Origin of the sequence: Actinosynnema sp. NPDC050801, assembly GCF_040673975.1 — a bacterium.
Classification (GTDB): domain Bacteria; phylum Actinomycetota; class Actinomycetes; order Mycobacteriales; family Pseudonocardiaceae; genus Actinosynnema.
The window spans coordinates 546,676-560,958 of the sequence record NZ_JBFAQZ010000002.1; the positions used below are offsets into that span (position 1 = coordinate 546,676).

Annotated in this window: 9 protein-coding genes; 2 read left to right on the forward strand and 7 right to left on the reverse strand. The window is 74.9% G+C overall.

Features of this window, described 5'->3' with window-relative positions; translation table 11 throughout:
* The first annotated feature begins 170 nt into the window (after positions 1-170).
* On the forward strand, positions 171-584 hold the full coding sequence (locus tag AB0K14_RS07040; protein WP_360463757.1) for a hypothetical protein: 414 nt from the start codon (positions 171-173) through the stop codon (positions 582-584).
* Between the two features lie 110 nt (positions 585-694).
* Here the strand turns inward: AB0K14_RS07040 and AB0K14_RS07045 are convergent, their stop codons facing one another.
* From AB0K14_RS07045 to AB0K14_RS07075, 7 genes are all read right to left on the reverse strand, one after another.
* Entirely contained in the window at positions 695-2,071 is a 1,377-nt protein-coding gene (locus AB0K14_RS07045) for an FAD-binding oxidoreductase (RefSeq protein ID WP_360463759.1), read from the reverse strand.
* Positions 2,064-3,938 (reverse strand): ABC transporter ATP-binding protein, encoded by a 1,875-nt coding sequence (locus tag AB0K14_RS07050; protein WP_360463762.1) that lies wholly within the window; start codon positions 3,936-3,938, stop codon positions 2,064-2,066. Before AB0K14_RS07050 ends, AB0K14_RS07045 begins: the two co-directional genes overlap by 8 nt.
* Positions 3,939-4,003: 65 nt before the next feature.
* Positions 4,004-6,889, reverse strand: a complete 2,886-nt coding sequence (locus AB0K14_RS07055; RefSeq protein WP_360463765.1) for a type 2 lanthipeptide synthetase LanM family protein — start codon at positions 6,887-6,889, stop codon at positions 4,004-4,006.
* On the reverse strand, positions 6,826-7,017 hold the full coding sequence (locus tag AB0K14_RS07060) for a DUF6229 family protein (RefSeq protein ID WP_360463768.1): 192 nt from the start codon (positions 7,015-7,017) through the stop codon (positions 6,826-6,828). Before AB0K14_RS07060 ends, AB0K14_RS07055 begins: the two co-directional genes overlap by 64 nt.
* An 83-nt stretch (positions 7,018-7,100) precedes the next feature.
* Positions 7,101-7,874 (reverse strand): AfsR/SARP family transcriptional regulator, encoded by a 774-nt coding sequence (locus AB0K14_RS07065; protein WP_360463771.1) that lies wholly within the window; start codon positions 7,872-7,874, stop codon positions 7,101-7,103.
* A gap of 165 nt (positions 7,875-8,039) precedes the next feature.
* The gene (locus tag AB0K14_RS07070) at positions 8,040-9,521 is read right to left on the reverse strand and encodes a bifunctional 3-(3-hydroxy-phenyl)propionate/3-hydroxycinnamic acid hydroxylase (RefSeq protein ID WP_360463774.1); all 1,482 of its coding nucleotides are present in this window, start codon (positions 9,519-9,521) and stop codon (positions 8,040-8,042) included.
* Positions 9,522-9,579: 58 nt separating this feature from the next.
* Complete coding sequence (locus tag AB0K14_RS07075) at positions 9,580-12,555, reverse strand: BTAD domain-containing putative transcriptional regulator (RefSeq protein ID WP_360463777.1); 2,976 nt, start codon at positions 12,553-12,555, stop codon at positions 9,580-9,582.
* Positions 12,556-12,600: 45 nt separating this feature from the next.
* Between AB0K14_RS07075 and AB0K14_RS07080 the strand changes: the two genes are divergently transcribed.
* Positions 12,601-14,280, forward strand: coding sequence for an FAD-dependent oxidoreductase (locus AB0K14_RS07080; protein WP_360463780.1), 1,680 nt, complete (start codon positions 12,601-12,603; stop codon positions 14,278-14,280).
* Positions 14,281-14,283: the final 3 nt, after the last annotated feature.

The following is a 14,283-nucleotide window of genomic DNA, read 5'->3' on the forward strand; positions in this document are numbered from 1 at the left end:
GGCCCGCGGCCGGTGTGCCCCGGCCGCGGGTCGTCGACAAACTGTGGGAGAGCGCTCTCCCACAGCGAACTTCACCTGTCGTGCCGCCGTCAAGGGAGCGGGCGACCGGTTCTCGCGCGGTCGGCGGCCCGGTTCCGGTCCGGCCCGGGAGCGGCGCATAGGATCGCGGGGTGACGATCACGATTCCCGGTTTCGGCGAGCTGTCCCCGGTGGACGACACCCCCTACGGCGTGTTGTGCTGGAACACGACCGCCGCCGGGACGGCGGTCAGCGTGCTGGTGGAGGAACCGGCGACCACCGCCGACCTCGACCTGGCGTTCATCGGGTCGGTCCTGGACGACCGCGAACGCCTGCTCGCCACCGCCCGCGAGGCCGTGGACGACCACCTCCGCGAACGCCCCGGCTACGGTCCCGACGCCGTCGCCGACCCCGAGTTCACCTTCCACCCCGGCCGCGACTGGCTGGTCCGGTTCGCCGAGTGCCGCGTGCCCGGTCTGACGGAGCTGGGCGTGGTGGTCGTGTTCAACGACAAGGACGTGGTCGGCGTGGACGACCTCGCCGACATCGACCTCTCCGACGACTGAGCCGACGACTGAGCCGACAACTGAGCCGACGACCGGGCCGGCGGCGGTACGTCGGCGGTCCGGTGACCCGGGCGACGGCGGTCCGGTGACCTGACCGCCACGCCGGAGTGTCAGCGGCGGGTCGCCGGGGCGCCCGGGACGGATTGGGCGAACCGGAACACGTCGTCCGGGTCGTAGTGGGCTTTCACGGCACGCAGGCGGTCCGCGTTGGCGCCGTAGTAGGCGGTCAGCCAGTCGACTTGAGCGGGGTCGGGGAAGTTCGGGTACACCCGACCCGTGCCCCAAGGGTGCGTGATGGCCCACGCGGCGGCGAGCCGGTCCAGCACCTCCGGCCCGCGCCGGGCCGCGCCGTTCGGACCGACCAGCACGGTGTGCTTGATCAGGAACGCCGGGTCGCGGTGCGCGAACGCGGTCGCGTCGGGCGCGATCCGACCGTAGGCGCCGCGCCACGGCGTGAACGCGATCTCCCGCAGTTCGCCGTGCTCGCGGTCGGCGACGAAGTGCGCCAGCAGGTCCGCCACCACGTCGTCGGGCAGCGGTCGGTCGAAGAACTCGGTCTTGGCGGTGGACATGCCGGGCCGGTCGTGCACGAGCGGGATGCCGTCCGGGTCGAGGGCGACGGCCGAGTGCGGGGTGGCGTGCCGCAGCACGGCGTCGGCGGCGGACACGTCGACCACCTCGGCGAACGCCGGTGCCACGCCGAAGGAAGCGACCAGCGCATCCACCGCGGCACGGTCGGGTGCGGCACCGACCAGCATCGCGACCGGTTCCTCGTCCGGGAACTCGGGGCCGAGCGCGACCAGCTCGACCGACACCGCGTCCGGCGCGTCCGGAGCCCACCGCTGCCACCACCGGACGAGCGCGGCGGCGTGGCCGAAGTCCCAGGCCAGGCGCAGGTGCGTGCGAGGCCGGGCGGGCACGGTGCGGAACGTCGCGCGGGTCACCACGCCGAAGTTGCCGCCGCCCGCGCCGCGCAACGCCCAGAACAGGTCGGGCTCCTCGGGCTCGGACGCCGTCACGACCCGCCCCGACGCCAACACGACCTCGGCGGACACCAGGGCGTCGCACGTGAGCCCGTGCAGGCGGCCGTGACTGCCGAACCCGCCGCCCAGCGCCGCGCCGACCACGCCGACCGACGGGCACGACCCGACCGGGACCAGCCTGCCCACCGCCGCCAACGCCGCGGACAACCGACCGATCCGGACACCACCACCGACCGTGACCAGGTCATCCGCCACTTGGATCCGATCGCACGGCGTGAGGTCGAGCAGCAGGCCGGTGGTGCTGGAGTGACCGGCGTTGCTGTGCCCGCCGGCCCGGACGGCGAACGGCCACCCGCGGTCACGGGCCAGCGCGAGCGCGGCGACCACGTCGGCGGCCGAGGAGCAGCGGGCCACCTCGCGCGGCAACACCTCGTGCGAGCGTCCGATGAACTGGCTCCGCGACCACCCGTACCGGGGGTCGGCCGGCCCGACCAGCTCAAGCATCGGCGTACATCCGGCTCTGCAACTCGTACAGGTCCGCGTACCGACCGCCCAGGGCGAGCAGCTCGGCGTGCGTGCCCTGCTCGGTCAGCTCTCCGTCGTGCAGCAGGAGGATCCGATCCGCGTGCCGCACGCTGGCCAGCCGGTGCGTGATGAGCACGACCGTCCGGTCCTCGGCGAGCGCGCGCAACGACTCGTAGACGGCGAACTCGGCCTTGGCGTCCAACGGCGCGGTCGGCTCGTCCCAGATCAGCAGCGGCGCGTCCCGGTACAGGCCGCGGGCGACGGCGAGCCGCTGCCACTGGCCGCCGGACAGCTCCACCCCGCCCCGGAACTGCTTCGACAACAACGTGTGCCAGCCGTCCGGCAACTGGTCGACCACCTCGTGCGCGCCCGCCTGCGCCGCCGCGTCCCGCAGCGCCAGCCCGTCCGGGTCGAGCCGGTCGTGCCGGCCGACCCGGACGTTCACCCGGGCGGTGTGCGGCCAGCGGACCGGGTCCTGGAGCACCATCATGACCCGGTCGGCGAGGCGGCTTCGGTCGACCAGCGCGATGTCGTGGTCGCCCCACCGGACCGCGCCCGACGTCGGCGCGTAGAGACCGGCGATGAGCTTGGCCAACGTCGTCTTGCCCGAGCCGTTCTCACCGACCAGGGCGATCGTCTCGCCGGGCCGGACGGCCAGCGAGACGTCCCGCACGGCCGGTCGCGCGCTGCCGGGGTAGTGGAACGTGACGCGGTCCAGCGCCACCCGGCCGGGGTCGATCGGGGAGTCGAGGCCGTCACGGTGGGTGGAGCGTTCGGCGGAGGCCAGGAACCCCTGGTAGTCGGCGACGTACATGCCCTGCTCCACGAGCTGGTTGGCGGCCAGCACCAGCCGGTTCAACGCGGTCGTGGCGACCCGGATGGCGATCACCGCCGTGCCCGCGACGGCCAGCGGCACCCAGCCGTAGCGCACCAGGCCGCCCAGCACCACGTAGGTGAGGGCGAGGCCGAGCCCGGCGAACGCACGGCCGATGCCCCGCACGCGCGCCTGCGCGACGGCGAGCCGCACGTCCTCGTCCCGCAACGGGTCCGCGGCCACCCGGTACTCGTGCAGCACGAACGGCTCCGCCTGGTAGGCGCGGATCTCGGCGGCGGGTTCGCGCTCGGTGGCCAGGTCGGACACCATCTGCACGCGCCGGTCCAGCGCCACGGTCCGGCCGACGCTGGCGTAGGCGAGCTTCGCCGCCCGCTGCACCGCCCACCCGTCCGGCAGCACGGCCAGCAGCAGCACGGGCACCAGGACCGGGTGGAGCACGGCCAGGCTGCCGGTCGCGGCGACGATGCCGAGCACCGCGCCGATCAGCTCGACCAGGTTGTCCGCCGCGCGTTCGAGGAAGAACAGACCGCGGTCGCGGGCGCGGTGCATCCGGTCGTGGAACCGGGCGTCGTCGAACGCGGCCAGGTCGGCGGCGAGGCTGGCCGCGTACAGCCGTTCCTCGGCCAACCGCCGCACGGCGGGCGTGATCCGCGCGTGGGCCAGCGAGACGCCGACGTCCATCGCGCCGCGCAGCCCGAACGCCGCGCCGACCAGCAGCAGGTCCGGCAACGCGGCCAGCACGCGTTCGGTCGCCGCGCCACTGGCCAGCAGCTCGGTGAGCACACCGGTCGTGGCGAACAACCCGAACGCCGCCGCGAGCCCGGACACGACCTGCATCACCACGACGGCCACGGCGGGCACGGGCGCGGCTTGGCGGATCATGCGCAGGACGGGCCAGGTCGCCGACGGCAGGCCGCGCAGGACGCGGCGGGGCGCGGTGGCGGCGGTGTCGTCGAGCTGCCAGTGCGGGGTGACGAGCGCGCCGTCGCGCGGGTCCGGTTCCCCCGCCACCCCCGTTGCCCCCGCCACCCCCGTTGCCCCCGCCACCCCCGTTGCCCCGGCCGCCCCGGTCGAGGTCATGACGGGCCGTCGGCCAGGAGCAGCACGGACGGCAGGTCGCAGTCCGGGTGCAGCCGCAGCAGCTGGTAGGCGATGCCGCCCGAGCCGGACATGATGCTCGGCGAGTACACCTCGCGCGCCAGCCCCGTGGTGGGGCCGTTGGCCTCCAGGCTGCCGATCGCCATCGCGTCCACCGTCGCCCGGTCGAGCCCCGCCGGCGCGACGCCCGCGTCGAGCGCCTTCGCCAGCAGCTCCCACGTGCCCAGGTCGCCGTGGCACAGGGTGTGGGTCCAACCGGTGCCGTCGCGCAGCCCCGACGCCGCCGCCCGCCGCAGCACGTCCGGGTCGTCGGTGGCCAGGCCGACGCCGATCGCGCCGTGACACCAGGCGGCGGCGATCGTGTCCGGCTCGCGCGGGTCCACCCAGGCTTCGCGCGCCGGGTCGTACCAGGTCTCCTCGTACGCCGCCGCGCCCTCGGCCAGCGCGGCGAACCGGCGTTCGCCGGTGACCTCGGCCAGCCTGCCCAACGCCCAGCCGATGCCGGTGGCGCCGTGGGCGAACCCGCCGATGCCGTCGGGCCAGTTCGGCGCGGCCCACCGGGTCCGGCCGCCGTCGGTGCGGGCCTCGGCGGCCAGCCGGTTGCCCGCTTCGAGCGCGAGGTCCACCCACCGCGCCTCGCCGGCGCGGGACGCGAGCACCAGCAGCGGCACGATCGCGCCCGCCGTGCCCACCACGAGGTCCGGGCCTTCGCTCGCGGCGATCGCGGCGGGCATCTGCGCGGCCAGGAACTCCGCGTCCGCCAGGCAGTCCAGGCCCAGTCGGTGCAGGGTGAGCCAGCACCAGACCTGCGAGCCGAGGCCGATGTACCCGCCGACCGGATCGGGGCGACGGCGGGTGTGCTCTGCCTGCGCGGCCCACCACCGCTGGGTCAGCCCGGCCGTCCGCACGGTCGCGTCCAGCAGGTCCGACACGCCGTCGACCGAGTCGGCACGTCCCGCCGCCACCTCCCGGCGGTAGGCCGCGAGCAGCACGGCGACCCCCAACGTGCCGCCGTACAGGTCGGGGGTCAGGGGAGTGGTCTGCCACCCGGAGCGGTCCAGGATCGGCGCGAACCAGGTGGCCGTGCCGTCACCGCCGCGCACCGCCTCCTGCGCCAGCTCACGCACCAGCCGCGCGGCCAGCGCCCGGCGTCGACCATCCACAGAGGACGGATCGGGCGGTGGTGCGGTCATCCGGCGGAGATCGGGTTCCGCGCCCTGGTTCAGGTAGGCGCTGACGAGCGCGGCGTGCGTGACGCGGCGTTCCAGCGCGAGGTCGGCCGTGCGCCAGTTGCGCAGCGCCAGCTCGACCTGGTCGACCCGGGGCCCGCAGACCAGACCACCGGGTGTGTGCAGCCACCCCTCGGCGGGTGTCGTGGTGAACACCGGGATGTCGCCGTCGAGCAGCTCGGCCACCTCGGCGGCGTGCACGTCCGGGTCGCCCGGCCCGCGCGTGTTCATCGAGTGCCGCGCCAGCAACGCGCGCGCCTTGCGCTCCGCCGCGTCCTGGTCGTGCAGACCCGCCGGGTGCCACAGCATCCGCGCCAGCTCGGTGTAGGACTCGGTGTCGCGCACGATCACCCGCACCACGCAGTCGGCGAAGGTCGCGAGCAGCGGCGCGAGCCGCCCTTCGCGGTCCAGGCGCGTGATCCGGTCGGCCATCTCGTCGAACCCGGCGACGACCCGCGGCCAGTGGCGGGCCAGTCGGGGCTGCGGGCTGGGCAGGTTCCGCGTGGGCGGCAACTGCTGCGGCACGATCGCGACGCGCGCGGTGTCGGTGCCAGCGCCCACCAGGTCCGGCAACCCGATGTCGGGCTGCTCGCCGGGCAACCCGCCCATGGCCGAACCGTCCACGCCGCGCCAACCCAGGCCCGCGCCCCGGCCGGGCAGCAGACCGGTCCGCAGCACGGTCCCGTTGAGCTGCTCGGCGATAAGGTCGGTGGCCTCGCCCGCGCCGGTCGGCGGGTGCGGCGGCCGCGGCGTGAAGACGCTCTCGCAGTCCACGACCACCGGCACCGGGCCGCAGGCGATGATGTTCTCCGCGTGCAGGTCCGTGCCGGACACCAGCCGCATCACCGCCAGCCAGTGGCCCAGGTTGCGGTAGAAGGCGTCCAGCTCGGCGTCGGTCTCGCAGTACCGGTGAACCACGTGCTCGGCCCAGCCGTAGCCGTCGGCCACGATCGCGCGCGGCACCCGGATGGCGTGCTCACCGTCGGTCAGCACGGTGAGGAGGTCGGCCAACCGCTGGTCCACCCGCATGGGACGCGGCTTGTAGACCACCGTGCCGCCGGTGCAGTGCAGCAGCGTGACGGTGTGGCCGCCGCGGTGGCTGTCGCCCGCGCCGAACTCCACCTCGCGCAGCTCGCCCGCGTCCGCGCCGAGCAGCTCGCGCAGCCGGTGCCGGTCGGCGGCGAACCGCGACGCCATCGCGTGCACGGCGCTCACCCGGTTGTCCACCACGGCGTGCAGCCGGGTCACGAGGTGCGGGTAGTGGCGGGTCAGGTCGTGCCAGAACGCCGGTGCGGCGGCCTGCGCGAGGAACTCCGCCCAGCGGCCCGCCGGGTCGTCGGCGACCAGCCTGCCCGTCACGCGGGCCGCGTTCAGCTCCAGCACGATCACGCGGATCACCTTGCGACGCACGGTGTCCAGCAGCGCGTCGCGGGCGGCGTCGAGCACGGCGTCCGCCTCGGCGGCGCCGAGGTCGGCGACCTCGGCCAAACAGCGGGCCAGCCGGTCCAGTGCGGGACCGAGCAGCCAGTCCAGGGTTCGGTCGAGCTCGCCGACCTCGTCGGGTGCCATCGTCAGCAGCAGTACACCGGTCGGGACGCCGTGCACGACGAGCAGCGGCTGCCCGGCGGGTTGCACGCCACGATGTCGCCCTCGGCGAACTCGCCGTTGGCGAACAGCGGACCGGCCGGGTTGTCCCACTCGTCGAGCCCGGCGCGCCAGCGCGCCACCGTCTCCTCGGCGTCGAGCAGCATTGCGGTGGTCATGAACGCTCCCTTCCTTGGCGGGGGCGTGGAGTGTAAAAATGCCGTGCACACGGGCGCGCACACGAAAGGCGGCGTTCCGCCGTTCAGTTCTGCCCACCCAGTTCCGGCGCGGCCGGTTCGTTGCGCCGAACGGACTCGTACAGCGCGGTCGTGGCCGCGCTGGGGGTGACGCCGAGTTCGGAGTCCAGCACCTCGACCAGCCGCCGGTAGACGGCGACGGCCTCCGTGCGGCGGCCCGCCGCGGCCAACGCGGCGACCAGGTGCCGCCAGAGCCGTTCCCGCAACGGGTGCTCGACCACCAGACCGGCCAACGCGGGCACCAGCCCGTCGTGCAGCCCGAGCGCGAGCCGCACGCCGACCAGGTCCTCGATCGCGCCGAGCCGCTGCTCGTCCAGCACCGTGACGTCGGGCCGGACCGCCTCGGGCACCGGCACGCCGGCCATCACCGGCCCCCGCCACAGGCCCACGGCCCGCGCCAGGCACCCGGCCGCGGCGAAGTCGCCGCCACGGCCGCGCAACTCGTGCCCCTCGACCAGGAGCCGTTGGAACAACGTCACGTCCACCCCGTCCGGCGGCGTGACCAGCACGTACCCGTCGCGTGAGGTGACGATGCCCGGCTGACCGGGCCCGGCCTCGCGCAACAGCCGGCGCAGGTCGGCCACGTGGTTGCGGACGTTCGCCGCCGCCGACGTGGGCGGCCGGCCCGGCCACAATGCCTCGACGATCCACTCCAGCGGCAGGGCCCGGTTGGCCCGCAACGCCAGCACGCCGAGCAGGATCCGCGCCATCCGTCGCGCCGGGTGCCGCGACACCCCGCCGGTCCGCACCACGGGCCGTCCCAGCACCAAGACCGCCATCCGACACCCCTTCGCGGCAGAACCCCCCGATATACCAGGAGGTCGAGGCCGCGAACACCGACGTTGCCGCACGTTCGCACCGCTTCGGCCGCAGCGTTCGGCACCGCGTCGGCACCGCGTCGGCCGCCGCGTCCGCACGGCGGTGCCGGAGGGTCGGTCGTCGGGTCACGGGGCTGCCGCGGGAGTCCGATCGGCGTGCACGAACCGGTCGGGGCGCAGCACGACGACGTCGGTGCGGTGGCGGGCGAACCAGGTGGTGAGCACGCCGGTGACGTCCACCAGGTCGTCCTCGGCGTGGGGTTCGCCGTCGGCCATCACCCGGAGGAACCGCGCGCGTGGACCCGACCAGCCCCGCGCCGTGCTCGCGCCCACACCCGGTCCGATGACCGCGAAGTCGGGCCCGAGCACGTCGTCGAGCAACCGCCGCACCCCGCCGACCACCACCTCGGGCTGGGGGAACATGACGCGCCCGTCCGGCAGCGCGGGCAGCGGCTTGAACTCGAAGTGGCGCACCAGGCGCCGCACCCGCGGCACGGTCTGCACGGCGCGCAGCACCACGTCCCGCAGGAACGCGCCGAACCTGTTGCGCACCAGGAACACCCGGCCGAGCCGCACGCTGGTCAGGGCCATCGCCTCGGTGTGCGGGCGGCGTTCGGCCTCGTAGGTGTCCAGCAGAGCGTCGGGGGCGTCCGATCCCAGTGCCAGGGCGAGCTTCCAGGTCAGGTTGGCCGCGTCGCGCAGCCCGCTGCACAGGCCCTGGCCCAGGAACGGCGGCATCTGGTGGGCGGCGTCGCCGAGCAGGAACACCCTCCGGTCGCGCCAGCGCTCGGCGACCAGGTGGTGGAACGTGTAGACGATCGCACGCGTGACGGTGAACCGGTCCGGGTCGACGTAGGGCGCGACCAGCCGGGCGACCGTACCGGGGTCGGTCATGTCCGCGGGCACCTCGTCCGGGCGCAGCATGAACTCCAGCCGGTAGGTGTCGAACGCGCCGGGGGAGACGAACGCGGGCCGCCGCCAGTCGCACACGAACGTGGTCCGCGGCACCCGCACCGCGCCGGGGGCGACGTCGCCGGAGACCGCCAGCCACGGTTCGGCGTAGGACGTGCCGGTGAGCGCGATGCCGGCCGCGACCCGGGTGGTGCTGCGGGCGCCGTCGCACCCCAGCACGTACCTCGCGCGCACGTGCGACTCCTCGCCGCTGCCGAGGTCGCGCAGGACGACGGTGGCGGCCTCCTCGTCCTGGGTGAGCCGCACCAGCTCGACACCGGTGCGCAGGGTGACGTGCGGGAACCGGTCGAGCCCGGCGCGTAGGGCCGCTTCGAGGCGTGGTTGGTCGAAGAAGTGCAGGGGACCGCTGCCCAGGCCGAAGTCGACCTCGTCCAGGGCGATGGTGGCGAACACCCGGCCCTTGGCGTTGACGTACTCGGCGCGGTCGGGCGGGTACATGTCCTTCGCGACCTCGTCCAGCAGACCTGCCTGCTGGTAGATCCGCAACGCCTCGTCGTCGCAGGAGAACGCGCGTGGTTGCCGGTGCGGCGCGGTGTCGCGTTCCACGACCAGGGTGCGCACGCCCCTGGCGCCGAGCAGGTTGGCGGTCAGCGCGCCGACCGGCCCGCAACCGACCACTACGACGTCGAACTCCATGCGTCCTCCTCCGGGTGAGGGACACATGCCAGCGCACGGCTGTTGGAGTTCTGTGGAACTAGCGTGGGAACCGGGACCGCAGCAGGTGGGCGCCCTGCCGTTCGGCCAGTCGTGCGCCGGCGTCCAGGTCGGCCGGGTCGTCGTTGGCCAGGCCGCGCACCCGCAGCAGTTCGGCGGCGAGGACCCGTTCGCCGACCTCCTCGGCGACGGCGAGGCCCTCGTCGGCCAACGCCCCCGCCGCGGCGCGGTGCCCGGCGACCAGGTGGGCGTCGGCCATCGCGGCGAGGGTGATCGTGCGGGTCGAGCGCAGGCCGAGCCGGTGGATGCCCTCCCGGGCGGCACGCATGGCGGTGAGGCGGTCGCCGTCCCCACCGCGCACAGCGGCCCATTCGGCGAAGAAGTCGCCGGTCGTGACGAAGTGCGGCATCTGTCGGCTCAGGCCGATCTCGCGGCAGCGGCGGGCGGCGGCGAGGGCGGTGGCCACGTCGTGCTCCTGCATGGCGGTCCACGCGGCGAACAGCGCGGCGTTGGCCCGCCCGTACGGGTCGTCGGCGCGTTCGGCGAGGGCGTGCGCGGCGTCGATGTCGGCTCGGGCCGCCGCCGCGTCACCGCGCAGGGAACGCACCAGGGCGCGGAAGTCGTAGGTCGCGAGCGTGGGCGTGCGACCGACCCGCCCGACGAGCTCGGGCGGGTCCAGCTCGTTGAGCCGGTCGATGGCGGCGGTCAGGTGGTCGTCGGCCTCGGCCAGGCGGCCGGTGAAGTAGCCGACCGCGCCCAGCAGGTAGTGGCCCGCGGCACCGATCACGCCGTCGTCCGCCGCGAGCCGGCCGGCGAGGTCTTCGGCGATGCCGAACTCGGCGCGGTTGCAGGCCAGCTCGCCGAGCGTCCACAACGCGGGGCGCACGTCCGCGTCGTCGTCGACCCGGGTGAGCAGCTCGCGGGCGCGGGAGGCGGCCGACTCGACGGCGTCACTGCCGATGCCGACGGTGATCTGGAGCAGCGACGTGCGGTGCAGGTGCACGGCCAGCTCCCGGTCGGGCGTGGTGAGCAGGGCGGCGGCCCGGTCGAGGTGCGCCAGGGCGTCCTCGTAGGCGAGGCGGCGGGTGGCGTCGTCGGCGGCTTCGAGGGTCCAGCGCAGGTGGTCGTCCGATCGGCCGCGGGCCCGGCCGTAGTGGTGGGCCAGTTCCGCCGGGGTGAGGGTGTGCCGGCCCGCGTCCGCGAGGCGGGCGTGCAGGTCGGCGCGGCGGGTCGGGGTGAGGTCGGCGTAGGCGGCCTCGGCGAACAGCGGGTGCCGGAACCGGACCACGCCCGGGTCCACCTCCGTGACCAGGTGCGTCACCGGGTGGTCGAGCCGCACCTCGGTCGAGGTGACGCCCGCCAGCAGGTCCACGTCCAGCTCCCGACCGGCGACGCTCAGCACGTCGAGCCAGTCGCGGGTGGCGCGGTCCAGGGCGTGCAGCCGGAGGCGGACGGTGTCGCGCACGCTCGGCGGCGGCGCGCCGTCGGGGGAGGCGAGCAGTTCGGTGAGGAAGAACGGGTTGCCGCCGGTGCGGGTGACGAGGTCGCGTACGACGTCGGCGGGCGGGCGCGTGCCGGTGTGCCCGTGCACCAGGTCGGCCACCGCGTCGTCGTCCAGCCCGGCGGGGCGCAACCGGCGGTGGCCGGGCGCGCGGGCCAGGTCGACCAGGGTCGCGACCAGGTCGGGGTCGTGCTCGTAGGGGCGCAGGGTGGCGATCACCAGCGCACGGGACGTGTGGACGGTGGTGGCCAGGTAGCGCAGCAGGAGCAGCGAGTCGGCGTCGGCGGCGTGCAGGTCGTCCAGCACCAGCACCAGCCCGGCCGGGCGGGAGACCGCGTGCACGAGCGTCGAGACCGCGTCGTAGGCGCGGAACCGGGCGGCGGGGTCGACGTCGGTGTCGGCCTCGGCGGGAGGTCCGGCGCCGAAGACCGCCAGCGCGCGGGCGGTACCCGCGTCGCCCGCCAGGGGCACGAGAGCGCGCACCACCTGCGCCCAGAGCCAGAACGGCGGGGCTTGGCCGATGTCGGGACAGCGACCCCACACGACGGGAACACCCGCGGCGGCGGCCCGGCGGGCGACGGCGTCGGCCAGGCTCGTCTTGCCGATGCCCGCCTCGCCGACGATCGCGGCGAACCGGCCGCCGGTCCGTCCCGACGCGGCGAGCAGTTCGGTGAGGACGGCGAGTTCCGCTTCGCGGCCGACGAGGTGGTACCGGTGGTCCGGGTGGGCGGTGACGCGGTCCGGTCGGGCCGTCCCGGTGGCCGGTGGGACGTCGTGGGCCAGGATCCGCCGGCGCAGCTCGTGCAGGTGTCTGCCCGGTCGCACGCCGAACTCGTCGGCCAGCACCCGGCGACCCTCGTCGTAGACGGCCAGCGCGTCGGTCTGCCTGCCCGCCCGGTAGAGCGCGAGCATCAGCTGCGCGCGGGCGTTCTCGCGCTCGGGGTGGGCGTCGACGAACTGGCGCAGCTCCGGCAGCACGGCCGCGTGGCGGCCGGCGGCGACCGCGGCGGTGAAGCGCCCCTCGGTCGCGGCGGACCGGGCCTCCGTCAACCTCGCCGCGTCGGGGCGGACAGCGGTCAGGTCGGCGGCGGCGACCTCGCCCCGCCACAGGGCCAGCGCCTCGGCGAAGTGCCGCTCGGCGGCGCCCGGGTCACCGTCGGCCAGCGCCCGCGCACCGGTCTCGGCGAGCGTGGTGAAGCGGACGGCGTCGACGGTGCCCGGTAACACGCTCAGCTCGTACCCGCCGGTGTGGCCGCGCAGCACCTCGGCGGGCGCCCGGCGTCCGCGCCCCGGTTCGAGGGCACGGCGCAGACCGACCACGTAGGACCGCAACGTGGTGTGCGCACCGGCGGGCGGCCGCCTGTCCCACAGCGCCTCGACCAGCCAGTCCGCCGTGACGACCCGGTTGTGCCGCAGCACCAGCAGCGCCAGCAGGTCGCGCTGCCTGGGCCCGCCCAACGCCACCGGCTCGCCGGCGCGCACCACCCGCATCGGCCCGAGGATCTCCCAACGCACCCGCAGGAGCCTAACCAGTCCGGGTGATGCTGGTTCACTGTGGACATGACGACTCCTCAGGTCGCGCGGCCCTCGATCCTGACCGTGGACGACGACCCGGGCGTGTCCCGGTCCGTGGCGCGCGACCTGCGCCGCAAGTACGGCGAGACCTACCGGATCGTGCGGGCCGAGTCCGGCCCGCAGGCCCTCGACGCGGTGCGCGAGATCAAGCTGCGCGGCGAGGAGGTCGCGGTGCTGCTGGCCGACTACCGGATGCCCGGGATGAGCGGGATCGAGTTCCTGGAGGCCGCGATGGACCTGTTCCCCGCGGCCCGTCGGGTGCTGCTGACCGCCTACGCCGACACCGACGCCGCGATCCGCGCCATCAACGTCGTGGACCTGGACCACTACCTGCTCAAACCGTGGGACCCGCCGGAGGAGAAGCTGTACCCGGTGCTGGACGAGCTGCTGCGCGCCTGGTCGGCGGCCGATCGCGGCCCGGCGCGCCAGGTCAGGGTGGTCGGGCACCGCTGGTCGTCGCGGTCCTACGAGGTGCGCGACTTCCTGGCCCGCAACTCCGTCCCGTTCCGCTGGCACGCGCTGGACGACGGCGACACCGAGGCCGGTCGGCTGCTCACCGCGTGCGGCCAGGACGGCGCACGGCTGCCCGTGGTCATCACGGCCGACGGCGAGCCGCTGGTCGAGCCGTCCGACGCGGAGCTCGCCGCCCGGGTCGGCCTGACCACGCGGCCGTCCACCGACTTCTACGACCTGATCGTGGTCGGCGGCGGTCCCGCCGGGCTCGGCGCGGCCGTCTACGGCGGCTCGGAAGGCCTGCGCACGGTGCTGGTGGAGCGGCGCGCCACCGGCGGTCAGGCGGGCACCAGCAGTCGGATCGAGAACTACCTCGGCTTCCCCGACGGCGTGTCCGGCGAGCAGTTGACCGACCGCGCCCGCAGACAGGCGCTGAAGTTCGACGTCGAGGTGCTGACCGCCTGCGACGTGGTCGGGCTGGAAGCGCGCGGCGCGGCACGGGTGGTGCGGCTCGGCGACGGCACGGAGCTGGCCGCGCACACCGTCATCCTCTCCACCGGCGTGTCCTACCGGATGCTCGACGCGCCCGGTCTCGGCGCGTTGACCGGCCGGGGCGTGTTCTACGGCGCGGCCACCACGGAAGGCCCCGGTTGCGCGGGCGAGGACGTCTACCTGGTCGGTGGCGCCAACTCGGCGGGCCAGGCGGCGCTCTACTTCGCCGCGCACGCCCGCCGCGTCGTGCTGGTGGTGCGCGGCGACTCGCTGGAGCGGTCGATGTCGCACTACCTGGTCGAGCAGCTCGCCAGGGTGCCCAACATCGAGGTCCTCACCTGCACCGAGGTCGTCGGCGGCACGGGGGAGCAGCACCTGGAGACGGTGACGTTGCGGCACAACCAGACCGGTGGGACGACGACCGTGCCGACGTCGTGGCTGTTCGCGTTCATCGGCGCCGCGCCGCACACGGACTGGCTCGCGGGCACGCTCGCCCGTGACGAGCGCGGGTTCGTGCTGGCCGGGCCGGACCTGGTCGCCGACGGCCGGCTGCCCGACGGCTGGCGGCTCGACCGGCCGCCGTACCACCTGGAGACCAGCCTGCCGGGGGTGTTCGTGGCCGGTGACGTGCGCGCGGACTCGGTCAAGCGGGTCGCCTCGGCGGTCGGCGACGGCGCGATGGCCGTGTCACTCGTGCACCGGTACCTGGAGAGGTCGTGACGG